The following is a 25,303-nucleotide window of genomic DNA, read 5'->3' on the forward strand; positions in this document are numbered from 1 at the left end:
AATTTTGCAGTTATAGCCTTTATTCCCATTAAAAGTATTTGTAAAATCTCTTCGCTCACACACCAAATAGGGTGTTTCTTGTTAGCAGAATGTTAGAAGATACCAAAATACATACTAAAAAGCAAAAGGGGTTTACTTACGCAAACCCCTATTTTTTCGGTAATGGCGGAGAGGGCGGGATTCGAACCCGCGAGACAGGTATTAGCCGCCTACTCGATTTCCAATCGAGCGCCTTCAGCCGAACTCAGCCACCTCTCCAGGTAAGTTATTAAGTTTTTAGCCCTTTAAAATTATATCTATTGATTCGTTTGTGGTCAATTGGCGGAGAGAGTGAGATTCGAACTCACGAGGCGGGGTTTAGCCGCCTACTCGATTTCGAGTCGAGCGCCTTCGACCAGCTCGGCCATCTCTCCTCAAATCTGCAAAGAATTCACTCAGCAAGCGGGCACAATCCGCTTCTAGAACCCCCGCAAATACCTGTATATGATGATTCAAACCCGGAAACCGGACTACATCTAAAATCGACCCGGCGGCACCAGCCTTGCTGTCCCTGGCTCCATAGACCAGCCGCCCTAAACGGGCATTTACCATGGCCCCGGCACACATGGCACACGGTTCCAATGTGCAGTACAGCGTGGCATCAGTCAATCGCCAGCGCTGCAGGCTTCTAGCGGCCTGCTGCAGGGCCAAGAGCTCGGCGTGGGAGGTGGCGTCCTGACGCAATTCCTTTTCATTGCGGGTTTGAGCAATGATGCTATCATCGACTACTACCACCGCACCGATGGGAATCTCCCCGTCCTCATAAGCCTCACGGGCCAATTCCAGAGCTAAGCGCATGTATTGTTCATCCCTTGTCACAGGGTTCACCCTCAAATGGTGCGCCCGAAGGGACTCGAACCCCTGACCCACGGTTTAGGAAACCGTTGCTCTATCCTACTGAGCTACGGGCGCCGGATTTTCTGGTGCAGCAATTTGCCTGATAAAATAATGGCGCGCCCGGCAGGATTCGAACCTGCGACCTCCAGATTCGTAGTCTGTTACTCTATCCAGCTGAGCTACGGGCGCGTGAATGCATTGATTCAGTTGTGTTGGAACCCTTCAAGCATAAAAATGGCGGAGAGAGAGGGATTCGAACCCTCGAGACAGGTTTAAGCCCGTCTACTCGCTTAGCAGGCGAGCGCCTTCAGCCGACTCGGCCATCTCTCCATGACTTTTCCCGCTTATGCTATTTTGCAAAGTGGCGGAGGAGGTGGGATTCGAACCCACGGAACCCGAAAAGGTTCAACGGTTTTCAAGACCGCCTCCTTCAACCGCTCGGACACCCCTCCATTGCGAAGGTCCATTCCGTATCCAATGCAAAAGCTAGTATATCACAGGGCTAATTGGATGTCAACTAGCCTTGTAAGCTGATTAGACCGGAATCATTACTTCCAGCCCGCCCATATATGGCCGCAGAACCTCTGGGATAACCACACTGCCGTCAGCCTCTTGATAGTTTTCCAGTATAGCGGCCACCGTGCGGCCTACTGCCACCCCGGAACCGTTTAAGGTGTGTGCGTATTGCGGCCGGGATTTGGCATCCGGCCGGAAACGGATATTGGCCCGACGAGCCTGGAAATCCTCACAATTGGAACAGGAAGATATCTCTTTATAAGCCTGGTAGCTGGGCATCCACACTTCCAGGTCATAGGTCTTGGCGGAAGAGAAGCCCATGTCCCCGGTGCTCAACAGGACCACCCGATAAGGCAGGCCCAAAAGCTGTAAGACCCTCTCCGCATCCGCAGTTAGTTTCTCCAATTCATCATAGGAATGATCTGGGTCGGTGATTTTGACTAGTTCCACCTTATTAAACTGATGCTGGCGAATCACTCCCCGGGTATCTCGGCCGTGAGAACCGGCTTCAGCCCGGAAACACGGCGTGTAGGCGGTCAGGTAGATGGGTAATTGCGCTCCGTCCAGAATCTCTTCTCGATAAAGGTTGGTCAATGGCACCTCAGCAGTTGGCACCAGGTACATCTCCCGGCCTTCTACTTTGAACATATCTTCAGCGAATTTGGGCAGCTGGCCAGTTCCGGTCATGCAATCGGCACTGACCATGAACGGCGGCAAGATTTCCCGGTAGCCATGCTGGCCGGTGTGTACATCCAGATAAAAATTGATCACTGCCCTTTCCAACCGGGCACCGGCCCCTTTATAGACTGTAAACCTGGCTCCGGACAGTTTGGCCGCGCGCTCAAAATCAAGAATGTCCAGCTCCGGGCCCAGATCCCAGTGGGCTTTAGGCTCAAAGTCGAAGGAACGCGGATCACCCCAGCGGCGCACTTCCACATTAGCGCTCTCATCTAAGCCCACTGGCACTGATTCATGGGGCAGATTAGGGATATTGAGCAATATATTCTCCAAATTATCCTCAATGGCTTTAAGCTGATCGTCCAGGGCTTTGATCTCCATCCCCACTTGTCGCACCTGTTCCATCAAGGCTTCGGGCTCTATTCCTTGTTTCTTCATGCGCCCCACTTCCATAGAGGCGTTGTTGCGAAAACCTTTGAGTTCTTCAACTTTGCCCAAAATGGCACGCCGCTCTTCATCCAGAACGATAAATCTATCCAGGGCGCCGCTGATATTCCGCTTTTCCAATGCGGCTTCCACCATCTCGGGTTTGGCTCGGATCAATTTGGCATCCAGCATAACGGTACCTCCTTCAATCCTAGATTAAAAGTAAAGAAGCTTGGGTTTGCCGACAATGCCATCCAGTTTGCCCAGGGCCTCCAGTACATGGTCTTCGGCCTTGTTGTCGACATTGAGCAGCATTATGGCTATATCCCCTTTGGTCTTGCGGGCGGTCTTCATTGAGGCGATATTGACCCCGGCATCACCCAGGGCAGTGGCGAACGGCCCTATCACCCGCGGGCGGTCCTCATTCTTGACTATGATCACATAGCCCTCCAGGTCATTTTCGGTCTCGTAACCGTTGATCTCCACCAAGAGCGGATTTCTGGCTCTGGATACAGTGCCTGCCAGTTCCAGGGTATAGTCGTTGCCAAACATTTTTGCCGTAATAACATTTTTGTAACGCCGGGTGCTCTGCTCTTCTTTATGCTCGAAGACCACGATTCCCCTTTCGTCGGCCATGAGGCGAGCATTGACATAGTTGACCTTTTCCGCCATCACCGGGTGCAAGAGTCCTCTTAAAAAGGCCACCGTCAGGATCTCGGTCTCATTCATGGTTAGCGGTCCGCTATAGGTCAATTCCACCTTGTTCAAAGGGGCTTTGGCCATCTGATAATAGAACATTCCCATTTTCTCCGCCAGAGTGATGTAAGGCTTGAGATAATCTAATTCATCACTGACCATGGTGGGCAGATTGATCACGTTGGGAACGATCTCTCCCCGCAGGGCTTTTATCACCTGTTCGGCGATGGTCTCTCCCACCCTTTTTTGGGCCTCAAATGTGTCTGCTCCCAGATGGGGGGTGACCACCACATTGTTGAAGGCGAATAACGGGTTGCCTTCGGCCGGTTCTTTCTCAAATACGTCCAACCCGGCACTGGCTATCTTGCCGGAGCGCAAACCTTCCTCGATAGCAGACTCTTTAATGATACCGCCTCTAGCGCAGTTGACAATGCGCAGGCCATCCTTGGCCAGGGCGAACATCTTCTCATCTATCATATGCATGGTCTCCTCATTGCGCGGTGTATGCACGGTGAGAAAATCCACCTGACCCATCAAGTCTTCCAGTTTTTCAACCTTTTCCACTCCAAAGCGCTCAAAACGCTGGTCAGCTATATAGGGGTCATAGGCCAAGACCCGCATATTGAATGACTTGAGGCGGGTAGCCACCATGGATCCGATGCGGCCCAACCCCACTATCCCTACGGTTTTTCCATATAGTTCCACACCCCGGAATGGCTTGCGGTCCCATTTGACCTCTTTCAGGTATCGGCTGGCCCAGGCAGTATTGCGAACCGACGATAGTAAGAGGCTGATGGTCTGCTCGGCTGCCGAGATGGTATTGCTGTCTGGAGTGTTGGCCACCAGAACTCCGTAACGGGTGCATACATCTACGTCGATGTTATCCACCCCGTTGCCGGCCCGGCCCACCACTTTCAGCTTAGTCCCGCGCGAAATCAGTTCTTCATTGACCTGAGTCACGCTGCGCACGATCAAGGCGTCATATTGATCGATTATGCTGAGCAGTTCATCCCTGGATATGCCATCCCGATAATCCACTTCCAGTTCTTTCTTTAATAACGCGATACCCTCGTCAGCTATGCGTTCACTTACAATAACTTTTAATTTTTCCATCTTTCTGCCCCTTCCTCAACCTGAAGTTTTGTCATGGTGTTCTAAAATGCGTTGCTGGGCTACTTTGACCCCGGCGCCGAATTCCACCGGGTATCCCAATTTGTGGAGGCTTATTTCCAATGCCGCCAGAATGGCTAAAAGATCCAGCTCCCGCACATATCCCAAATGCCCGATCCTGAAGATCACATCCTGCAGGTTTTGCTGCCCGCCGGCCAAAACGATATTAAACTGCTGCAACATGGCTGTACAGATCTTATTGGCCCCCACTTCCGGAGGGGCAATCACTGAGGTTACCGAGCAGGAGGCCGCCTGCCCTTGAGCCAACAGCTCAAGGCCTATGGCCTGAACCCCGGCTCTGATCAGGTCCCGATAAAAAGCGTGCCGACGAATGATACTGTCCAGGCCTTCCTGGGCCATCATGTGCAGGGCTTCCTGAAGTCCGTAAAACAATGATATCGCCGGAGTAGTAGGGGTTTGGCCCTTTTGCAGGTAATCTAGTCCGGTACTAACGTCCCAATAGAAGCGGCTGTTATTTATTTGTTTATGGACCTTGAGAGCCCGGTCATTAAAAGCCAAAAAGCCCAGTCCCGGTGGTATCATGAACGCTTTTTGGGAACCACTGGCGGCAACATCGACTCGCCACTGATCCATATTGAAGGGGTGGGCGGCCAAACCGCTGACGGTGTCCACGATGAACAATGCCGGGTGGTCCCCTAGTGCTTCGGCAATCTTGGCGATATCGTTTACTACTCCGGTGGAGGTCTCGTTGTGGCTTAGCAGAACCGCTTTGATGCGTTTACTTTTGTCCTGATCGATGCGCTCCTTTACCACCTGAGGGTCAGCGGACTGTCCCCAGGGAACCGAGATCTTCTCTACCTGGGCTCCAAAAGCCTTGGCAATAGAAGCGAAGCGATCCCCAAATACACCGATGGATATGGCCAGTACCAGATCACCTGGAGCTATAAAATTGGCTACCGCCGCCTCCATGACTCCTGTGCCCGAAGAAGGATATATCAATACATGCCCCTGGGTCTTATAGATGGAGCGGATCCCCGCCGTCACCTCAAACAACAGATCATGAAAGGCTGGGCCGCGATGGTTGATCATGGACCGGCTCATGGCCCGGATGATCTGCTCCGGTAACGGCGTAGGACCGGGAAGCAACAAATACTGTTCCCCTATCATTATGTGATAAAACCTCCTTGGTAAAACATAAGTGAAAAAATTAATCCTCTCGCCCCTGCAGGGACGAGAGGTCTTCTCCCGCGTTGCCACCCTTGTTGGCGCCGACACCCGGCGCCCCCTTTGAGGCTGTAACGTAGCCAGCGCTGCTGCTTTCACAGCCGACTCCGGGGGGGATTCTAAACCACGCTGCACTGGCTCGCACCTGCCGCCAGCTCTCTTAAGACCGCAATGGTGTATACTTATCCCTTTCATCGCCGCTTTCATCGCTATAATGTTTGGCTTTGATTATAGTACATGGAATATGCTTTTGCAACCAAATCCGACATGTATGCTTTGGTTTTGGTCTATTCTTCTTTCTCCACCCTGAATTTGGCCAGACCTACGATGTGGTCTCCTTTAGGGGGTTTCATTAAGAGCACACCCCTGGAATAGCGCTTCTGAACTGATATCTGATCCACTTCCAGGCGGATTAACTGTCCTTCACCGGTCAACAGCACCAGTTCCTCGCCTGCCTCCACCGTCTGAAAAGCCACCACCTTGCCGTTCTTCCCCAGTATATCGATACTCTTCAGGCCTTTACCGCCCCGTCGCTGCTCTTTAAACTCCTCCACCGGGGTGCGTTTGCCATAGCCGTTCTCGGTCACCAGCAATACCCAAGCATTCTCCCGGTATTTGTCGATACCGATGACATAGTCGTTTATCGCCAAATTTATGGCTTTGACCCCAGCCGCGGTGCGTCCCATTGGGCGCACCTGACTTTCATCGAACATAATGGATAAGCCATGTGAGCTGCCAATCATTATACGGTCGCCACGGTCTACACGCCTCACCCCAACCAGTTCATCGTCTTCGCGCAGGTTGATGGCTATAAGCCCCGATTTCCTGATATTAGTGAAGGCTGCCAGGGAGGTTTTCTTGATAATGCCCTTTTTGGTCAGCATGATCAGGTTTTTGGTATCATCCATTTGGCGCGCCGCCACCATGGTGGTGACTCGCTCCTGGGGCTTAAGGTCCAGGAAATTGATCACCGGAGTACCTTTGGCCTGCCGGGTCGACTCCGGCAGTCTATAGGCTTTGGTGGTAAACACCCGCCCCTGATTGGTAAAGAACAATACCGCGGATTTGACGCTCGTAACCAACACATCAGCAGCAGCATCTTCGGCCCGGTTGGTAGCGGCCAAGATGCCCCTGCCGCCGCGGCGCTGGGCGCGGTAAGCCTCCAGTGGCTGGCGTTTGATGTAACCGCGGTTGCTCAGAGTTACGACTACATCATGATCTTCTATCATATCCTCAATGTTGTAATCACTTTCATCATGGGTAATCTCGGTGCGGCGCGCATCGCCATAGTTCTTTTTGACCTCCTCCAGGTCAGCCTCAATCAATTTGAGCACTCGCTGCTGGTTTCCCAGTATATCCTCATAATCGGCTATCTTTGCCAGCAGATCGCTGTGCTCGGCTTCGATTCGTGCCCTTTCCAGACCAGTCAATTGGGCAAAGCGCATATCCAGGATGGCGTTGGCTTGCCGCTCGGAGAGAGAGAATTGCGCCATCAGCCCCAGCCGGGCAGTCTCCCGGTCTTTGCTGCTGCGGATCAGGTTCAATACCTCATCCAAATGATCGATGGCGATCCGCAAGCCTTCCACGATATGCAGCCGGTCTCGAGCCACCTGTAGTTCATAGCGGGTGCGCCGGGTAATCACGTCTTTGCGGTGCTCCAGATAATACTCTAGCATTTGTTTCAGATTTAGTACCCGGGGCTGCCCGTTGACCAGTGCGAGCATGATTACTCCGAAGCTGTCCTCCATTTGGGTGTGGCGAAAGAGCTTGTTTACGACTACATTCACATTGACATCTTTGCGGACCTCAATCACGATGCGCATTCCCTGGCGATTGGATTCATCGCGCAAGTCAACAATACCGTCGAGTTTCTTGTCCCTGACCAGCTCAGCGATTTTTTCCACCAGGCGCGCTTTGTTGACCTGATAGGGCAGTTCAGTCACTATGATGGCATTGCGACCGTTGCGGCGCTCTTCAATGGTATGCCGGGCCCGAATGCGCACACTGCCACGTCCGGTCATATAAGCCTGCCGGATGCCGTCCGTACCCATGATGATTCCGGCGGTGGGAAAATCCGGGCCGGGTATCAAGGCATTCAGCTCCTCGATAGATATCTCTGAATTGGCCATCAAAGCCTTTAGCCCATCGACCACCTCACCCAAATTATGGGGGGGGATATTGGTAGCCATACCGACTGCTATCCCTGCTGATCCATTGATCAAGAGATTCGGTATACGGGCCGGCAAAATCTGAGGTTCCTGGCGGGAATCGTCGTAATTGGGACGCCATTCTACGGTATCTTTATCGATGTCCCTTAACAATTCAGAGGCTATCTTGGCCATGCGGCTTTCCGTATAACGCATGGCTGCAGCCGAGTCCCCGTCTACCGAGCCGAAGTTGCCATGCCCATCTATTAAGGGATAGCGCATAGCAAAATCCTGAGCCATTTTAACCATAGTGTCGTATATGGCCGCATCCCCGTGGGGATGGTATTTACCCATTACTTCACCGACGATATTGGCCGACTTTTTATGGGGTTTTTCATGGGTCATGCCCATGTCGTACAGAGCGTAAAGGATGCGGCGATGCACCGGCTTCATGCCGTCCCTAACATCAGGAATGGCTCGAGATACGATTACGCTCATGGAGTATTCCAGAAATGATTTTTGGACTTCTTTTTCAATGTTGATCGGCTCTACCCGATCAAATAGGTTGGCTTCTCCCATCATCTCACCTCGTTATATGTCAAGGTTGGTCACATATCGGGCATTGGCTTCTATGAAATCCCTGCGGGGCTGAACATTGTCACCCATCAGGTCGGAAAAAATAGCATCGGCTTGCATGGCATCCTGAATGTTGACCTGTAAAATGGTGCGGTTCTCAGGATTCATGGTGGTCCCCCAGAGCTGCTCGGGATCCATCTCCCCCAGGCCTTTGTAGCGTTGCACCGCCCACTTTTTATCACTTTCTTGCAGGAAGCGGTTCATCTCCTCATCCTTGTGGAAGTAGTGAATCTCATTGCCCCTTTTCAGGCCGTATAAGGGCGGCTGGGCGATATAAACATAGCCGTTCTCAATTAATTCCCGCATGTAGCGGTAGAAAAAGGTCAACAGCAACACCCGGATATGCGAACCGTCCACATCGGCGTCGGTCATGATAAAAATCTTGTGATAACGGGCTTTTTTAATGTCGAAATCCTCGCCAATTCCGGTGCCTATCGCGGTTATCAGCGATTTGATCTCTTCATTGGATAGCACTCTATCTAAACGGGATTTTTGTACATTGAGGATTTTACCACGCAAAGGCAGTATCGCCTGAATATCTCTATCGCGCCCCTGTTTGGCTGAGCCCCCGGCGGAATTACCCTCTACTATGTACAATTCGCACAAGGCCGGATTTTTATTGCTGCAATCGGCTAATTTGCCTGGCAGCGAGGTGCTTTCTAAAGCGCTTTTGCGCCTGGTCAGTTCCCGGGCCTTGCGGGCCGCTTCCCGCGCTCGGCGGGCTGAGATGGCCTTGTCCAATAGTTTTTTGGCCAAAGCCGGGTTCTCTTCCAGAAAATAATTCATGTTTTCATAGAGCGCGCTTTCCACAATGCCGCGTATGTAGGTGTTGCCCAGTTTGGTTTTGGTCTGCCCCTCAAACTGTGGGTCTTTAAGCAGTACCGACACAATAGCGGCCATGCCTTCTCGTATATCTTCGCCGGAGAGATTGCCGTCACTATCCTTGATTATATTGTTCCTGCGTGCATAATCGTTGATCACCCGGGTCAGACCGTTCTTAAAGCCGACTTCGTGGGTGCCGCCCTCCTGAGTGCGGATATTATTGGTGAATGAATACAGGTTTTCACTATAGCCGTTATTGTATTGCACTGCCACCTGCACGATGACATCGTCCTTCTTGGTCTCAAAATAAACCGGCTTGTCGTTTATGATCTCTTTGTTTTTATTTACATAAGCTATAAAATCACGCAGCCCTTCGGAATAGAAAAATTCCTTCTGATACGGCTCCTCCTCGCGCAGATCGCTTACCTTTATGCGCAAACCGCGGTTTAAGAAAGACAATTCCCTCAGACGCTGCACGATGATTTCGCGATCGAATACGGTTTCCTCAAAAATTTCCGCATCCGGCAGGAAGTTTATGCTGGTGCCAGTCTGGTCAGTCTCACCGCATACCTCCAATTCAGTCACCGGATTGCCTTTTTCATAGCATTGGCGGTAAATCTTATTATCCCTGCGGACTATGACCTCCATCTCCGCGGAGAGGGCGTTCACTACCGACAAACCTACCCCATGCAGACCGCCTGAAATAGTATAGCCGCTGCCGCCGAACTTGCCCCCGGAATGCAGTGTGGTCATAATCAATTCTAAAGCCGGTATGCCCACCGTGGGATGGACATCGACCGGTATACCGCGCCCGTTGTCACAGACCGTCACCCGGTTGCCGGGATGGAATGTAACCTCGATGCAATCACAGCCCCCGGCTACCGCTTCGTCAATGCTGTTGTCAACGATTTCGAAGACCAGATGATGCAATCCCCGCGATCCAGTAGAACCGATGTACATTCCCGGCCGTTTACGGACTGCCTCCAGTCCTTCCAGGACCTGAATATCCGCTGCGTTGTACTCGTGGTTTCCATTCTGCACTGTTTAAGCCTCCTTCAAGTAGTTAAACACCCGTTTATAAAGGGTGATGGAGGAAATTGGCGAAAGGTAGACTTTGTCGTCACAGATGACCACTGCTTTTTCCTTACCCTTCTCACTTATGCTGACCAGGTTTTTCTCCATCCGGGCGATTTCAACTATGTCCCGGACATCATTTGACACCGGGGGTTCATAATTCAGAATGGCAATTACGCTGGGCGCGGAAATGATATAGTTATTGCCGAGATGAATGTACATGTTCCTACTCCTTTCGCGTTATAGTTCCGTTTTGTACGGTATACCAAGCCACATCGGGCGGAAGGCTGGGTATGGTCTCCACGGAAGACAAAAAGGATTGATATTTGGCTCGGGCTAGTTCCTGCAATAATAGAATTTTGCGTTGTTGATCCAATTCCGCCAGGACTTCATCGAGTAAAAAAACGGGATAGTACCCGCTTATGGCGGCGAAGCAGTAGATTTCCGCCAATTTCAAACCTACCGCCAGATTGCGCTGTTGTCCCTGCGAAGCGAACAGCCGGGCCAGTTTGTCATCAACATAAATATTGAGGTCATCCAGGTGAGGACCGATTAAACTGTTTCTCCTAAGTATCTCCTGAGTCCTTTTTTCATGCCCGATACGCAGCAGGTGTTCTCGGAGAATGTCCAGGTTAATTGTATCACTATCTACCGCAAATGAAAGCGCATATCTCAACTGCAACCGTTCCGTCCCGCCGGTGAGGCGTTCATAGATGGGAATTGCAGTCTCCTGCAGGCGATGCACGTAACGTATTCGGCTTAAAGCCACTTCTGCAGCGCTTTTTACGAATAATTCATTGGTTATATCGAATACCCGGCTTTTGCCCTGATCCTTGCGCAGCATATCATTGCGCCTTTTCAACAGGCCCAGGTAATTATTCAGTTCATAAGCATAAGGCCGTGATATCTGGCTCAATGCGAAATCCAGATACTGGCGGCGCCGCACCGGGCTGCCTTTGATCAAATATAAATCGTCTGGAGTAAACAATACCACTCTCAGACGATCGTCATGACTGCGATAGGCCTTTTTACTATTGATCTCGAAGAGTTTGGCTTTCTCCCGGTCTATGCTCAGCCTGGCCTCAATGCTGCGGTCCTGTTTATTATAAATCCCCTCAATAGTGCAGCGTGAGGCTTGGTGGTTGATTAGATTGGCTTCTTTTCCGCTGCGAAAAGAAGTGGTGGTAGCCAGTACAAATACCGCCTCCAATAAATTGGTCTTACCCTGAGCATTGGCACCGCCAAAGATGTTTAAACCTGGCTGGGGCCGCAATTTTACCTGAATAAGGTTGCGAAACTGGTTGAGGCGGATTTCATTCAATCGCAAGGGCTAATCTCACTCTCTTTATTAACTGCTGGTTCTAAGTGGTACCAGGATATAGATATAATTGTCTTTTTGGGGATTTTTTATCATGGCCGGTCCCAAAGATCCAGAGAGATTGATGTCCAGGTGTTCGCTTTCAGCATTTAACAACTTGGTTACATCCAGAAAATAACTGGTGTTAAAGGCTATCTTGAGGTTGGGCTCCCCTTCTGAGCTGATCTCTTCAATAACCTCTTTGATTTCACCCATAGCTTCAGAGAAGGAATTGATTATTGCTTCCTTTTCAGAAAATTCCAATTGCACATGCTGTATTTTGAGCTTGTCATCGGTGGGCATGGTCTTGGCGCGCTCCAGGGTATTGAGCAGCACCTGGCTGCTTATGCTTATTTTAGTGCTGAAATTAGGCGGTATGACTTGTTCATAATTGGGGTATTGACCTTCGATCAAGCGAGACAGCAGAATTACATCATCGCGGTAGAACAAGGCGTTATTATCAGTGATGGCAATATTCACCGGTTCCGGCGAGTCTTCCAAAAGGCGCAGCAACTCATTGACCGTACGGATGGGAATAATGAAATGGAATGGCTCCACTGCTTTATCCAGATCAATTTTAAAATAGGCCATGCGATGGGTGTCAGAGGCTACTACGCGCAGCTCTCCTGTGCTGGTAATATCGAATAAGACTCCGGTGAAAACCTGTCGGAAATGGGTCTGAGAGGCCGCAAAACTGGTTTTGCGCAGAGCCTCCTTCAAAACTTGCTGGGGCAGACTGAGCTTGCATTCCATATTGGCCAGGGGAAGGTCCGGATACTCAAAATCACTGTAGGTGTTGATCGAACCGGAAGAACGCCCATACTGTATGGACAGCTTGGCAGTATCCGGCTTCAGTTCCAAAACGATGGGAAGATCAGGCAACAGTTTGATAAAATCGGCAAAATAGTGGGCATTGACCAGCACAGTACCTGGATCAACTACTTCAACCTGGTTGGACACTGCCTTGATACCGATTTCCATATCGGTGGAGGTCATGACCAGTCCCTTATCCGGGCTAACCTCGATAAGAAGCCCGGATAGCACTGGAATGGCATTCTTGCTGGAAGCTGCCCGGTGCACCAGGGTAGTCAAAGTGGACAATTCTTTTTTTTCAATCACGAATTTCATCGTTCTTTAATCCTCCAACCCAGTTTATTTTCAGGTATTTATTTTGGCTGATCTGTTTTAATCGGTCAGGCGTCATCTTCATCTTCTTATTATTAACAACTTAGTAGTATACGTAGTAGGGGCCTTGAATATGTGTATATCTGCCTCGAATCCTGACGAATTTGGAAGTTAGGCACTGCATAAAGCTGTTGATAACTATCTTCATTCGTAGTTATGAGGATCTAATTTCTTGACCAGCATGCCGATAGTAGATTGCAGTTCAGCATCAGCAGCCATATCCTTTTCCACTTTCTCATTGGCATGGATCACCGTGGTGTGATCCCGGCCCCCAAACTGCTCCCCGATCTGCGGATATGAAGCCTCAGTCAGTTTACGGCATAGGTACATGGCGATCTGCCGAGGATAAGCTACCTGCTTGGTCCGTTTCTTGGAGAGCATTTCTGCCAAAGCTATACCATAATAGGAAGCCACTTCTTTCTGCACCAGTTCGATAGTAATTTTTCGAGGGCGCGGCGGAGGCAGGATGTCCTTTAAAGCCTCACTGGCAGTGGACATATTAAGGGGTTTGTTGGTGATGGTGGCATAAGCCACCATGCGGATCAAGGCCCCCTCCAATTCACGGATATTGGAATCTATATAATTGGCTATATAGTCTAATATATCATAGGGGATATTGAGATTTTCGGCCTGAGCCTTCTTGCGCAAAATGGCTACCCGAGTCTCCAAATCAGGGGGCTGGATATCGGTGATCAAGCCCCATTCAAACCGGGAACGCAGCCGGTCTTCCAGGGTGGGTATATTTTTCGGAGGGCGGTCGCTGGAGATCACCAGTTGTTTATTAGCCTCATACAGGGAATTGAAAGTGTGAAAAAACTCCTCCTGGGTGCGTTCTTTTCCGGCTAGAAACTGAATGTCGTCTATTAATAGCACATCGATATTACGGTACTTATTGCGAAAACCGAAAGTGCTGTCATCTTTAATGGCGGTTATCAATTCGTTGGTAAACTGTTCTGAAGAAACATACATAACAGAATGATTCGGGTTTTTTCGCAGTATATGATGGCCGATAGCCTGCATCAGGTGTGTTTTACCGAGTCCTACTCCGCCGTATATGAAAAGGGGGTTATACGCTTTGAAGGGCGACTCGCCTACTGCATAGCAAGCAGCGTGGGCAAAGCGGTTGCTATTGCCTACCACGAAAGTATCGAAGGTATATTTGCGATTAAGTGAGGAGGTTTTGTAATCCAGACTGGAATCTGTAGTAAGGAGCAGAGACACATCCTGATTGGTCAGGCTGCGCAGCTTCTTCACAATGTTGTCAAAATAGCGCGACTCGATCCACTCTTTAGTAAGGGAATTGGGCACGCTGATTATTACATTATTATTATAGAAAGAATCGTATTTAACCAAACTGAACCAGATGTCAAAGCTAGTTGACCCGATTTCCTCGCGCAGGGATTGCATGATCCTGTTCCAGATCACGGCATAGTCAGTGGACATTCATGAAAGCCTCCTGTTGTTTTGTGGATAAAGCAGCTGTGAATAAGTTAAAGGCTGTGGATATGCGCTCAGAAATCCATGATAAACAATGCTTTGCACAAGCGCAACTGTTCCTGGTAGGACTAGCCTAAAAATATAGTATAATCATAGCAGATTGAGCCATTTTTTAGAAGTATTTAGAATTGGTGCCATTCTTGACATTCAGGGGTTTATGTCAATATAATTAAATGGTGTTTATAACAAGGGAGGCAACCACAAAATGAAAAGAACATACCAGCCAAAAAACCGGCAGAGAAAAAAGGTACACGGTTTTAGAAAGCGGATGGCCACCGCCAGCGGCAGAAAAGTGTTGGCTGCCCGGCGCAGAAAAGGTAGAAAGGCGCTATCAGCATAGGTCGTCAAAAACGGCCTTATTTTATTCAGGGAAGGTCCTGGAATGTTAGCAAAAGAACAACGTATCAGCCAGGGGCGGGACTTTCACAATATCTATAAAAATGGCAAGAGGATACCGGGTCGATACATCCTGGTGTTTTTTCGACCCGGAGCAGAGAGCACCAACCGATTAGGTTTCGTGGTCAGTAAAAAGGTGGGCAAAGCCGTGGTCCGCAACCGGGTAAAAAGGAGACTTAGGGCCATGCTGCGGGAGATGCTGCCTGAATTAAAGCAGCCCTATGATATTGTGATCAATGCGCGCCCTGGTATTGAGGACAGCAGCAATAAGGATTTGCATAATGACTTGTTGCTCGCCCTGAAGAAAGCCAAGTTATGCTTAAAGAAATAGTGCTGAGAATGATCAAAGGCTATCAGAAAACAAGCATATTCAGGCTCCCTGCCTGTCGCTTTTACCCTTCCTGTTCCAGTTATTCGATACAAGCAGTTGAAAAGTACGGGGTTTTAAAAGGAGGATGGTTGTCAGTCAAGAGAATTTGCAGGTGTCACCCTTTCAATCCAGGGGGTTATGATCCCCTGCTGTAGAGGTTTAGCGTGTGACACCAAAGTACGAGGTTCACTCTTAAGGAGGTGAAACCTGCTGGCGACTGCGATCGCTATATGCAGGGCTTAGTTTGTGGCAAACCTTTGTTCAATGGTTTACTAGCCTGATTCAATTTCTGTATGGCATTACGGTTAGCCTGGGAGTGCCCAGTTATGCGCTGGCTATAATTTTAATGACCGTATTGATAAAGTTGCTGCTATTCCCCATCAATCAGAAGCAGCTTAAATCGATGCGCGATATGCAGGTAATCCAGCCGCGCATGAAGGAACTGCAGGAGAGATACAAAGATAATCCCGAGGTCATGCAGAAAAAGCTGGGAGAATTATATAAGGAATCTGGGGTCAGTCCCCTTTCGGGATGTCTGCCACTGCTTTTGCAGATGCCGATCTTCATAGCATTCTATCAATCACTGCTGCATCTCCAGTTTGCGGACCAGGCCCATGCGGCGTTTTTTTGGATCACAAATCTGGGCCAGAGAGATCCGCTATTCATACTGGCATTGCTCTCCGCCGGGACTACCTACCTGCAGCAGAGGGTGTCAGCCGTAAACGCAGAGGATCCTACCCAGAAAACCATGATGTATATGATGCCCCTGATGATGGCGTGGATCGCAGCCACAGTTCCTGCGGGTTTGGCCTTATACTGGGTCACCTTCAATATCTTGGGAATACTGCAACAGCTGTTAGTCAATCGCAGCCACAGCCAGGCTAAACTGGATACCGGAACAGGAATTACTGTCGCGGCTGGTTTTGAACAGCCTCAGGAAGACACCGACAATGCATCCAGCCAAAATGAAGATGAGGACTTTGAACTGGCTTCCGATTCAGGACAAGAACCGACAGCAGGGAGGGACAAAGGAGGCAATAATAACCATGCAAGATCAGGTAGTCGAAAAAAGAGGAAAAAACGTTGATGAGGCCATTAAGGCAGCTCTAGATGAATTAGGCTGTGAAATCGATGATGTGGTGATTGAAGTAATAGAGGAGCCCACCAAGGGCATTTTGGGATTTATGGGTAAAAAGCCGGCGGTAGTTAGGGTATCCAGACGTGAGAAACCGGGGGAAGATGTTTGTAAAGTCCTAGAGGACCTGTTAAAACGGATGAAACTGGCTTACCGCATCGAGCAGGTGGAATATGATGAGAACCGGGTGAGGATCAATATAGCCGGTAAGGATGTAGGCTTGTTAATAGGAAGAAAAGGCGAAACCCTAAACTCCCTGCAGTTTGTAGTGGGGCTTATTTACAATCGCAACCGTGAAGAAAAAATGCGCATCATCCTGGATGTGGAAGACTACCGGAAAAAGAAGGAACAATCCCTGCAGAGCCTGGCCCTGCGCTTATCGGACAAGGTAAAAAACACCAAGAAAAATGTGGTCATGAGGCCGATGAGTTCACAGGAAAGAAGGATCGTACATACGGCCCTGCAAGGCGATCCGCAGGTGACCACCTATTCGACCGGGGATGAGCCTAATCGTAAAGTTGTCATATCATTGAAGAGATAAGCCAAAAAAGGCCCGCACGCGGGCCTTTTTTAATGCCCGCAAAACATCTCCAAGGTGATGGCAATATGCGGCGGTGATGTGCATTGAGGGTAACACCACCGGGTTTGGTGTAAAGTGCCATTTAATCTGGTAAGATATTTATATTAAATTTTCATAACGCTTAAGATGAGGTCAAAGTCATGCAGGAGGAAACCATAGCCGCGATTTCCACTCCACCTGGAGAAGGAGGCATCGCCATAATAAGGGTCAGCGGAGCGGAGGCTATCGCCAAGGTGGATGCTATTTTTCAGCCCCGGGTCCAGGGCCGCAGCCTGCTAGAGTTGCCAGGCTATCAGATGATGCTGGGTTGGGTCAAAGATGCGCAGGGAGAGCCTGTGGATGAATGCCTGGCGGTAGTGATGCGCCAGCCGCATAGCTATACCGCTGAGGACACCGTAGAGATTCATTGTCATGGCGGAGTGCTGGCTGCCCGGCAATGCCTGCAGGAGGTATTAAATCAGGACATTCGCGAAGCATTGCCGGGAGAATTCACGCAGCGTGCTTTTCTTAATGGCAGATTGGATATAAGCCAGGCTGAGGCGGTGATCGAGGTTATCCGGGCGCGCAGCCAGAAGGCCTTGAACCTGGCAGTAAAACAGCTCTCCGGACAAAACCGCCGTTATATAGAAAAGTTAGAGGATCATTTGCTTCAGGCCGCAGCCATCATTGAAGCCAGTATCGATTTCGCCGAGGATGTAGGCGAACCTGATTATGAGCAGCTCGAGGAATTGCTGAATAAGGTGGCCGATGAACTGCAGATGCTGCTGGATGCCGGCCGCCGAGCCGAGATTTACCGCAGCGGGATAAAAGTGGTCATATGCGGCAAGCCCAACGTAGGCAAATCCAGCCTGCTCAACTGGCTGAGCGGTAGAAACAGGGCCATTGTGACTGAAATCCCCGGCACCACCCGCGATATAATAGAAGAATACATCAACATTAAAGGTATTCCGGTGCGATTAATCGATACGGCTGGAATACGCCAGACTGAAGATCGGGTGGAAACCATAGGGGTGCAGATGGCCCAGCAGGCTATCGCCGAAGCAGACCTGGCCATATTCTTGTTGGATGTTAGTAGCGGAATCACCGCCGAAGATGAGGACGTATTCCACTGTCTGGACCCGTCCCGGACCATTATCCTTATAAACAAAGACGACTTGCAGGACAAACAGATCGACGCCGCCCAGATCAAGGGCCGATTTACCGGCATGCCGGTTATTTTTGGCTCAGTTCAGGAAGAACAGGGCTTAAGCGAATTACAGGACCATATCGAAATGATGGTGCTGTCTGGATGTGGCGCGGAAGGTGCTATGGAAATACTGCTCAGCGAACGTCAGCAACGCATTTTGGAGCAATGCGGTGAACAAGTGCTGACGGTTAGAGGACTATTGGGGATGCTGTCTCTGGACTGCCTGGCGGTGGAAATCGGCCTGCTGTTGGATAGCCTGGGAGAAGTGAGCGGAAGGAACCTTAAAGCAGAGGTTTTGGACCGTATATTCAAGGATTTTTGTATAGGCAAATAGGGGGCCGTTAACATATCAGGAGGAGACGCCATGATTTACGATGCCGGAGAATATGATGTGGTGGTGATAGGGGCTGGTCACGCAGGCTGCGAGGCTGCTCTGGCAGCGGCACGGATGGGCTGCCGAACTTTGCTCTCCACCTTGAGTATTGAACATATTGCTTTAATGCCTTGCAACCCGTCGATAGGGGGCCCGGCTAAATCCCAGTTAGTCAGGGAGATCGATGCCCTGGGAGGGGAGATGGCACTCAATACCGACAAGGCCAGCATTCAAATGCGCATGATTAATACCGGCAAAGGGCCGGCGGTGCAGGCCCTAAGAGCCCAGGCCGACAAGCACCAGTACCACTGGGCTATGGTGGATACTCTGTTGCAGCAGCCTGGTTTGGACCTGTTGATGGCCGAGGTGGAGAGGATCGAGACCGACGATGCCGGGGTTTCGGCAGTGGTGACCAGAACCGGGGCTCGCTATCGTTGTCAGGCAGCGATAGTTACTTCAGGAACCTATTTAAAAGGGCGCATTATAATAGGAGATGTCATCTATGACGGCGGCCCCAATAATCAGGTACCAGCCATGAAATTGTCGCAGAGCCTGTTAGAGCTGGGACTGCAATTGGGCAGGTTCAAAACCGGCACCCCGCCGCGAATAAACCGTCGTTCGGTGGATTTCTCCAAGATGATCGAGCAGCCTGGAGATGAACGCCCATTGAGGTTCTCATACCTGTCCTCACTGGAGCCCAAAGAGCAGATCTCGTGCTGGCTGACCCACAGCACGCCGCTTACCCATAGAATAGTAATGGACAATATACATCGCGCCCCCATGTTTACCGGCGTGATAAAGGGCATTGGTACGCGCTATTGCCCTTCTTTCGAGGATAAAGTAGTGCGTTATGCTCACAAATCTTCCCATCAATTGTTCATTGAGCCGGAGGGGCGCAATACCGATGAGATGTATGTGCAGGGGCTGAATACCAGTTTACCCGAAGATGTTCAATTGCAGGTATTGCGGAGCATCCCCGGTCTGGAGAATGTGCACATGATGCGCACAGGGTACGCTATTGAGTATGATTATGTGATTCCGGCACAATTGAAGCTGTCCCTTGAAGCTCGGGCGGTGCCGGGATTATTCACTGCCGGGCAGGTCAACGGTACCTCCGGATACGAAGAAGCTGCCGGGCAGGGGTTGGTTGCGGGGATCAATGCCGCCTTGAAGGTGCTGGGGGGTGAGGCCCTGATCCTCAAACGCAGTCAGGCCTATCTGGGGGTAATGGTCGATGATCTGGTCAACAAAGACAATGATGAGCCGTATCGGCTTTTGACTTCCCGGGCAGAATACCGCCTGTTGCTCCGTCAGGATAACGCCGATCTGCGCTTGACCAACATAGGACGAGAGATAGGGTTGGTGGATGATCAGCGCTGGGAGGTGTTTAATCGAAAACTGGAGCAATTGGAAGAAATACGTCAAGAGCTGGAGCAAACTAGCTTTACACCTGCGGATTCGGCCATGGCCAGCTTTTTAGCCGAACATAACAGTGCCGGGTTGAAAGACCGGCTCTCCTTGTGGGAGTTGCTGCGCCGTCCGGAAATTGGAATGGAGCAGCTGGTCGAGCAGGGCTGGATCAAACCTGCTCCCCCTGATATTCTGGAGCAGATGGAAATACAGAGCAAGTATGAGGGCTATATAAATAAGCAGCGCGAACAAGTCAAGAAATTTGAAAAGCTGGAACAACGTTTGATACCGGAGGATATTGACTATCAAAAGGTTTTCGGGCTGTCCAATGAGGCCTTGCAGAAGCTGCAGACCATCCGGCCGCGTTCCATCGGGCAAGCCTCGCGTATTTCCGGGGTTAATCCTGCCGACATCAATGTGCTTTTTGTAAATTTGGAAAAAGCTAGAAGGAAAAGCTGACAGGCTTATGGAATATATGGACTATAAAATTAAAGCATTCATGGATCTGCTGCGGCGGGAAAACCAGCGCCATAACCTGGTGAGCCGTAAGAGTCTGGAGGAAGAGATCCACAAGCATGTGGAAGACAGCCTACAGTTAAATCAATATATGGATATATCTGGCAGATCTCTAGTAGATATTGGCAGCGGAGCCGGTTTCCCGGGAATGATTCTGGCCATAAGCCGCCCTCAGTGCCAGGTTACCCTGGTGGAATCAGACCGTAAAAAAGCACAATTTTTGGCTCAGGTGGTTGATGAACTGCAGCTGGCGAATGTCTTGGTAGCCGGGGAGCGGGCTGAGGTATTGGGACATAAAGAGGGCTTTCGAGAAAGTTTTCAACTTTGCAGCAGTCGTGCGGTAGCAGCCTTAAATGTGCTCCTGGAATTGGCTTTGCCTTTGCTGCAGGTGGGGGGGCAGGCAGTTTTTTGGAAGGGGCGCAATTACCAGCAGGAATTAGATAGAGCCCAGAATGCCCTTAACACACTGGGCGCATCGGTGGCAGGCATATATCAGTATACGCTTACTCAGGATAGGGATCGCGTATTACTGCTGGTTGAGAAAAGCAATGCCACTCCCGTAAAGTATCCGCGACGACCGGGTATACCCGCTAAACGTCCTTTATGAGGAGGATATTAGTTGTTTAAGGCCTGGGAGAAGATGACCGGGAAAGGACAGCAGAAGGTAGTTGAACAGATCCCGGTGGAGATGATAAAACCTAATCCTTACCAGCCAAGGCGTCAGTTTGATGAAGATGAATTGTTTAAGCTGTCACAATCAATTCGGGCCTATGGCTTGATCCAACCGATAGTGGTGCGCTCGGTAGGCGAGGAATATCAAATTATTGCCGGGGAGCGCCGTTACCGGGCCTGTCTCTTACTGGGTATGGAACGCATCCCGGCCATCGTACAGGACATGAACGATCAAAATGCGGCCGCGGTATCATTGATCGAAAATATACAGCGCAAGGAACTGAATTATTTCGAAGAGGCCAATGCATACAGCCTGTTGATAAATAATTTTAACATGACTCAGGAAGAATTAGCCCGCAAGATCGGTAAGAGCCAGTCAGCTATAGCCAATAAACTTAGGCTGTTAAAGCTGCCCCTAGAGGTGCAGAGTCTGATCATTCCGGACATGCTGAGTGAACGGCATGCACGTGCGCTTTTGAAGCTCAATACGGCTGAGATGCAAATCGCGGCTATTAAACAAATATATGAACAGGATCTGACGGTTAAAGCCACTGAGCAGTTGATTGATGATCTGAGCAAAAACAACATGCCCCAGGAAAGTGAAGCTAAACCGGGCGGACAATCAGTTTCCATGATTATTCGCGATGCGCGTATTTTTATCAACACCATTAAGGAGACAGTGCGACGGGCCAGGCAGATAGGGGTGGATATGCAGGTAGAGGAAGAAGACAGTGAGGACGAATACCGCATCCATATACGCATCGGCAAAATCCGCAAGCCGCGGCGCATGAGTGGGGGGTTATAGAATGTTATGGCGGTAAACCCGCCTTTTTTTATGCCCTTCTTTGGCAACTGAGACACATTATGGTCGCTTTTTGCTATAATAACAGACAAAGACAGCAGATGTGGAGGAAATAATCGAGCTATGGCATGGTTTAGGAGAGGCAAACCGACCCGTAAAACCGAAATAATCGGCCCCCCGGAGGTAGCCAAAAAATACGCTCTGGCCAATCAGAAGGGCGGAGTGGGAAAGACCACCACGGCGGTAAACCTGGCAGCCTGTCTTGCTCTGGCCGGTTACCGGGTCTTGCTGGTGGACTGTGATCCACAAGGCAATGCCAGCAGCGGATTGGGCATCGAGAGGCGAAGTTTAAAGGCCTGCTTATATAACACACTGCTGGATTTACTGCCCTTATCGGAATTGATCACTCCCACCCGGGTGGAAAGGCTGGACCTGGTTCCTGCCACGATCCAATTGGCTGGGGCCGAGGTGGAGATGGCATCACTGGAGCATCGCGAGCACCGCCTCAGGGATGCGCTGCAGGTCGTGGAAGGCGATTACCATTTCATACTGTTTGATTGCCCGCCGTCATTGGGATTGTTGACCATTAATGCTCTGGTGGCAGCAGACTCGGTTATCATCCCTCTGCAGTGTGAATATTATGCCCTGGAAGGTTTGAGCCAGTTGGTGGATACACTGATGTTGGTCAAACGCCGTCTTAATCCAGCCTTACAGATTGAGGGCATTGTGTTTACCATGTTCGACGGGCGCACTAACCTTTCCATTCAAGTGGTGGATGAAGTGAAAAAACACTTTCGCAGACAGGTTTATCAGACTATCATCCCCCGCAATGTTCGATTAAGCGAAGCCCCCAGCCATGGGAAACCGGTGGTAATGTATGATCCCAAATCAAGGGGAGCGGAAATCTACCAGGAATTCACTCAGGAGGTGCTCAAACGTGGCTAATAAGGAACGGGGATTAGGCAGAGGTTTGGATGCTTTGCTTTCAACCGACTTGCAGGGTCTGGATAGTCAGCAAATGGTGGAAATAGCTATCGAAATGATTGTGCCGCGCCCCGGGCAACCGCGTACCAGATTCAATGAGGAGAGCATACTGGAATTGGCCAGATCGATTCAATCCCACGGCCTACTGCAACCCCTGTTGCTGCGCCCCAGAGGCAATAAATATGAAATTATCGCTGGCGAGCGACGTTTTCGTGCCGCCCAACAAGCTGGCTTGGAGTTGGTGCCTGCCATAGTGAGGAACATAAAAGATCGCGAGGCGGCCGAGATTTCGTTGATTGAGAACATTCAGCGCGATGACCTCAACACAGTAGAAGAGGCCAGGGCTTATCGCCACTTGATGGACAGTTACGGTTATACACAGGAACGGGTTGCTGAAATTATCGGCAAGAGCAGGGCCCATGTGGCTAATACTATGCGTATTCTATCACTTCCCCAGGAAATTCTGCAGATGATAGAGGACGGGCAATTAACTGCGGGTCATGCCCGCACCCTGTTGGCACTTCCGGATACTCGGGCCCAGCTAAAGCAGGCTGCGGAAATCGTACAAAACAAACTGACAGTGCGACAGGCTGAAGCCAAAGGAAAGGCCAGAAAAAGATCCATCAAGAAGACGGTTACCGAGATTCCTGTTAAGAGCGCGGAAATCATGGATCTGGAGGAACGCCTGCAGCAGCACTATATGACCCGGGTGGAGATCTTCACCGGTCCCCGGGGAGGCAAAATTCAAATCAGCTATTTCGATGAAGATGATCTGCAGAGAGTGCTTGAGCTGCTCGGTTTATAACCAGTGTTTCACGTGAAACATCGGTTGTAAGGAAATGGTTTGGCGGGACTTGACGGTAAGAATAAATTATCTAAACAGCTTATAAATATGGACCAAGGCCCACCCTGGAGGCGCTGCTGGGTGGTAAAGAAATTACGCCTCAGGAGCATGCTGAAAGAAGGCGAGAGCAGGCTGGATCGCTTACATGCTATTACTCTGCAGAGACATATAGAGTCCCCCTGACACCATTACCCTGTAAAAGAAGCATGTACACTTGACCCGAGCGAAATGTTTCACGTGAAACATTAGCTGGCTCCATGTGGCAATAAAAGGAAGGCCTGCTTATAATAATGCCAGCCAATAAACCAGAAAATAAATTGAATTCTCCATATAAATAGTGGTATGCATCCGTCAGTCATTGAGAATAAAAGGCCGTCAGAAATTTAATCGTACTGCGCTGATTCGTGGCCCGGGGAGGAGATTAGGATGTTCAAAAGTAGAATAGATGCCGGAAACCGACTGGCGACCGCCCTGGAGGAGAAAGGCTGTACTTTTGATGTCGTCCTGGGCATCCCGCGAGGGGGGATCATCCCGGCAAGACAGATCGCTCGCCGCTTTGGCTGTCCCCTGGATGTGGTCTTGGCCAAGAAGGTGGGCTCGCCCAACCTTCCCGAATACGCGGTAGGAGCCGTCACCCCGGACGGAGAGATACTGGTTCACGAACGGCTTCAAAGCCTGTGGGAGCTGCAACGGGAACCGATTCAGCGCATGACCCGGACGGTGCAACTAGAGCTTAACCGGCAGTTGGACCTTTTTCGCAACCACAAAAAGGCCATACCCCTGTATGGACGACGGGCATTACTGGTAGACGACGGCATTGCCACCGGATTTACCATTAAAGCTGCCATATTATATTTGAAGCGGCAGGGGGTCAGTTATATTTGCATAGCCGCACCGGTTTGTTCCCGGAATGCCTACCGCACCCTTAGCCAAGCAGTAGATGACATTCTGGTCTTGAACATACCGGAGCAAATGTACGCGGTAAGCCAATTCTATGAAGACTTCAGCAGCGTGGAGGATCGAGAGGTAATTCAGATCCTGAGTGAGGATGAAGCAGGCCGGTAGGCCGTACAGCAACTCTTTCACGCCGGCGCATATACTGTAGGTGAGCTGCCGTCAATCCTTCCGCAATTAATTCCGCCATCCGGTAAACCACATAAAGCCGGGTATTCTGTAAAACCAGATGATCCAATAACCCGCCCACATTTACCACCCCGGATATATGAAAATCACCCACTGCAGGAAGCTCCTTTTTTAGAGCCGTTCCAGGCAGCAGGCTGCCTTTTTTAACATTTATAAAACCGATCCGATCTACTTTGCCCAGACAAGCATCTATCGCTATTATTAGGGCTTGAGGCATATTGCAGGCTATCTCGTCCAGCATGTCAGACAGATTGACTGCGTGAGCCGGCTTTTCCAAGGTTCCATAGATAAGGGCTGCAGGCAGCATCTGGCTGAGCCGGTGGCCTACTAAAGGACCCAGGCAATCACCGGTAGCACGGTCGGTGCCGATGCAAACGTAAACCGGCTCACGGATCGCCAAGGGGTCAGTCTCCACCAGATTGCGGTAGACCGTTTGATGGATTCTATTGAAGCATAGCGGGTCGTCATAATGTAAGGAAATTGCGTCTTCATTGAGCGGGTTGACTTTGAGCTGCAAAGCAGGGCCTCCTCTTTAGAAATGTTTTATAGATATTCTAGCCACTGCCAATATTTTTATGCTTGATTTGGCTTGAATTGGAATATCAATGTAAGTAGTGCAGGGAGGAG

22 protein-coding genes, 6 tRNA genes, 1 pseudogene and 1 other annotated feature are annotated in these 25,303 nt (G+C 50.2%); of the genes and pseudogenes, 12 read left to right on the forward strand and 17 right to left on the reverse strand.

Annotated elements, in window-relative coordinates; translation table 11 throughout:
* Positions 1–163: 163 nt before the first annotated feature.
* From AC15IQ_RS03515 to dnaA, 16 genes and pseudogenes are all read right to left on the reverse strand, one after another.
* Positions 164–258 (reverse strand) — tRNA-Ser (locus AC15IQ_RS03515).
* A gap of 61 nt (positions 259–319) precedes the next feature.
* Positions 320–413: transfer RNA gene (locus AC15IQ_RS03520), tRNA-Ser, on the reverse strand.
* Positions 397–909, reverse strand: a pseudogene (gene tadA, locus AC15IQ_RS03525) (tRNA adenosine(34) deaminase TadA); the annotation flags it as partial. The pseudogene tadA and the gene AC15IQ_RS03520, both read right to left, overlap by 17 nt.
* Positions 875–951, reverse strand: a tRNA-Arg gene (locus tag AC15IQ_RS03530). The pseudogene tadA and the gene AC15IQ_RS03530, both read right to left, overlap by 35 nt.
* Before the next feature lie 37 nt (positions 952–988).
* Positions 989–1,065 (reverse strand) — tRNA-Arg (locus AC15IQ_RS03535).
* A 46-nt stretch (positions 1,066–1,111) separates the two neighbouring features.
* Positions 1,112–1,206: transfer RNA gene (locus tag AC15IQ_RS03540), tRNA-Ser, on the reverse strand.
* A gap of 32 nt (positions 1,207–1,238) precedes the next feature.
* Positions 1,239–1,328: transfer RNA gene (locus AC15IQ_RS03545), tRNA-Ser, on the reverse strand.
* Between the two features lie 82 nt (positions 1,329–1,410).
* Positions 1,411–2,688 (reverse strand): serine--tRNA ligase, encoded by a 1,278-nt coding sequence (gene serS / locus AC15IQ_RS03550; protein ID WP_483177313.1) that lies wholly within the window; start codon positions 2,686–2,688, stop codon positions 1,411–1,413.
* A 24-nt stretch (positions 2,689–2,712) separates the two neighbouring features.
* Positions 2,713–4,305, reverse strand: a complete 1,593-nt coding sequence (serA, locus tag AC15IQ_RS03555) for a phosphoglycerate dehydrogenase (RefSeq protein ID WP_483177314.1) — start codon at positions 4,303–4,305, stop codon at positions 2,713–2,715.
* A gap of 15 nt (positions 4,306–4,320) precedes the next feature.
* Positions 4,321–5,490 (reverse strand): pyridoxal-phosphate-dependent aminotransferase family protein, encoded by a 1,170-nt coding sequence (locus tag AC15IQ_RS03560; RefSeq protein WP_483177315.1) that lies wholly within the window; start codon positions 5,488–5,490, stop codon positions 4,321–4,323.
* A 56-nt stretch (positions 5,491–5,546) separates the two neighbouring features.
* Positions 5,547–5,751: a binding site (T-box leader), on the reverse strand.
* An 83-nt stretch (positions 5,752–5,834) separates the two neighbouring features.
* Positions 5,835–8,273 (reverse strand): DNA gyrase subunit A, encoded by a 2,439-nt coding sequence (gene gyrA / locus AC15IQ_RS03565; RefSeq protein WP_483177316.1) that lies wholly within the window; start codon positions 8,271–8,273, stop codon positions 5,835–5,837.
* A gap of 12 nt (positions 8,274–8,285) precedes the next feature.
* Positions 8,286–10,193 (reverse strand): DNA topoisomerase (ATP-hydrolyzing) subunit B, encoded by a 1,908-nt coding sequence (gyrB, locus tag AC15IQ_RS03570; RefSeq protein ID WP_483177317.1) that lies wholly within the window; start codon positions 10,191–10,193, stop codon positions 8,286–8,288.
* A 3-nt stretch (positions 10,194–10,196) separates the two neighbouring features.
* Positions 10,197–10,448 carry an extracellular matrix regulator RemB gene (gene remB / locus AC15IQ_RS03575; protein WP_483177318.1) on the reverse strand — a complete coding sequence of 84 codons (252 nt, stop codon included), beginning with the start codon at positions 10,446–10,448 and terminating at the stop codon, positions 10,197–10,199.
* Positions 10,449–10,452: 4 nt separating this feature from the next.
* Entirely contained in the window at positions 10,453–11,553 is a 1,101-nt protein-coding gene (recF, locus tag AC15IQ_RS03580; RefSeq protein ID WP_483177319.1) for a DNA replication/repair protein RecF, read from the reverse strand.
* Between the two features lie 21 nt (positions 11,554–11,574).
* Positions 11,575–12,711, reverse strand: coding sequence for a DNA polymerase III subunit beta (gene dnaN, locus AC15IQ_RS03585; RefSeq protein ID WP_483177320.1), 1,137 nt, complete (start codon positions 12,709–12,711; stop codon positions 11,575–11,577).
* Positions 12,712–12,912: 201 nt separating this feature from the next.
* The gene (dnaA, locus tag AC15IQ_RS03590) at positions 12,913–14,211 is read right to left on the reverse strand and encodes a chromosomal replication initiator protein DnaA (RefSeq protein WP_483177321.1); all 1,299 of its coding nucleotides are present in this window, start codon (positions 14,209–14,211) and stop codon (positions 12,913–12,915) included.
* Between the two features lie 259 nt (positions 14,212–14,470).
* On the opposite strand from dnaA, the gene rpmH reads away from it, so the two are divergent.
* The 12 genes from rpmH (at position 14,471) to AC15IQ_RS03650 (ending at position 24,598) form a co-directional block, all read left to right on the forward strand.
* Entirely contained in the window at positions 14,471–14,605 is a 135-nt protein-coding gene (gene rpmH / locus AC15IQ_RS03595; protein WP_483177322.1) for a 50S ribosomal protein L34, read from the forward strand.
* A gap of 42 nt (positions 14,606–14,647) precedes the next feature.
* Positions 14,648–14,992, forward strand: coding sequence for a ribonuclease P protein component (gene rnpA / locus AC15IQ_RS03600; protein ID WP_483177323.1), 345 nt, complete (start codon positions 14,648–14,650; stop codon positions 14,990–14,992).
* On the forward strand, positions 14,977–15,186 hold the full coding sequence (gene yidD / locus AC15IQ_RS03605; protein WP_483177324.1) for a membrane protein insertion efficiency factor YidD: 210 nt from the start codon (positions 14,977–14,979) through the stop codon (positions 15,184–15,186). Before rnpA ends, yidD begins: the two co-directional genes overlap by 16 nt.
* Before the next feature lie 89 nt (positions 15,187–15,275).
* Positions 15,276–16,118 carry a YidC/Oxa1 family membrane protein insertase gene (locus tag AC15IQ_RS03610; protein WP_483177325.1) on the forward strand — a complete coding sequence of 281 codons (843 nt, stop codon included), beginning with the start codon at positions 15,276–15,278 and terminating at the stop codon, positions 16,116–16,118.
* Positions 16,078–16,707 (forward strand): RNA-binding cell elongation regulator Jag/EloR, encoded by a 630-nt coding sequence (jag, locus tag AC15IQ_RS03615; protein WP_483177326.1) that lies wholly within the window; start codon positions 16,078–16,080, stop codon positions 16,705–16,707. Before AC15IQ_RS03610 ends, jag begins: the two co-directional genes overlap by 41 nt.
* A gap of 179 nt (positions 16,708–16,886) precedes the next feature.
* Complete coding sequence (gene mnmE, locus AC15IQ_RS03620) at positions 16,887–18,266, forward strand: tRNA uridine-5-carboxymethylaminomethyl(34) synthesis GTPase MnmE (protein ID WP_483177327.1); 1,380 nt, start codon at positions 16,887–16,889, stop codon at positions 18,264–18,266.
* A gap of 30 nt (positions 18,267–18,296) precedes the next feature.
* Positions 18,297–20,174, forward strand: coding sequence for a tRNA uridine-5-carboxymethylaminomethyl(34) synthesis enzyme MnmG (gene mnmG / locus AC15IQ_RS03625; protein WP_483177328.1), 1,878 nt, complete (start codon positions 18,297–18,299; stop codon positions 20,172–20,174).
* Positions 20,175–20,181: 7 nt separating this feature from the next.
* Positions 20,182–20,838 carry a 16S rRNA (guanine(527)-N(7))-methyltransferase RsmG gene (rsmG, locus tag AC15IQ_RS03630; RefSeq protein WP_483177329.1) on the forward strand — a complete coding sequence of 219 codons (657 nt, stop codon included), beginning with the start codon at positions 20,182–20,184 and terminating at the stop codon, positions 20,836–20,838.
* A 12-nt stretch (positions 20,839–20,850) separates the two neighbouring features.
* Positions 20,851–21,708, forward strand: a complete 858-nt coding sequence (gene noc / locus AC15IQ_RS03635) for a nucleoid occlusion protein (RefSeq protein WP_483177330.1) — start codon at positions 20,851–20,853, stop codon at positions 21,706–21,708.
* Positions 21,709–21,828: 120 nt separating this feature from the next.
* Positions 21,829–22,650: a ParA family protein gene (locus AC15IQ_RS03640; protein ID WP_483177331.1), complete on the forward strand. Its 822-nt coding sequence runs from the start codon at positions 21,829–21,831 to the stop codon at positions 22,648–22,650.
* Positions 22,643–23,494 carry a ParB/RepB/Spo0J family partition protein gene (locus AC15IQ_RS03645; protein ID WP_483177332.1) on the forward strand — a complete coding sequence of 284 codons (852 nt, stop codon included), beginning with the start codon at positions 22,643–22,645 and terminating at the stop codon, positions 23,492–23,494. Before AC15IQ_RS03640 ends, AC15IQ_RS03645 begins: the two co-directional genes overlap by 8 nt.
* A gap of 465 nt (positions 23,495–23,959) precedes the next feature.
* Positions 23,960–24,598, forward strand: a complete 639-nt coding sequence (locus tag AC15IQ_RS03650; protein ID WP_483177333.1) for a phosphoribosyltransferase — start codon at positions 23,960–23,962, stop codon at positions 24,596–24,598.
* Here AC15IQ_RS03650 and yyaC read toward each other — a convergent pair.
* Complete coding sequence (gene yyaC, locus AC15IQ_RS03655; protein WP_483177334.1) at positions 24,537–25,193, reverse strand: spore protease YyaC; 657 nt, start codon at positions 25,191–25,193, stop codon at positions 24,537–24,539. The two genes, AC15IQ_RS03650 and yyaC, sit on opposite strands and share 62 nt — an antisense overlap.
* Between the last annotated feature and the right edge of the window lie 110 nt (positions 25,194–25,303).

Source organism: Syntrophomonas sp. DTU019 (assembly GCA_913757435.1).
Taxonomy (GTDB): Bacteria; Bacillota; Syntrophomonadia; order Syntrophomonadales; family Syntrophomonadaceae; genus DTU019.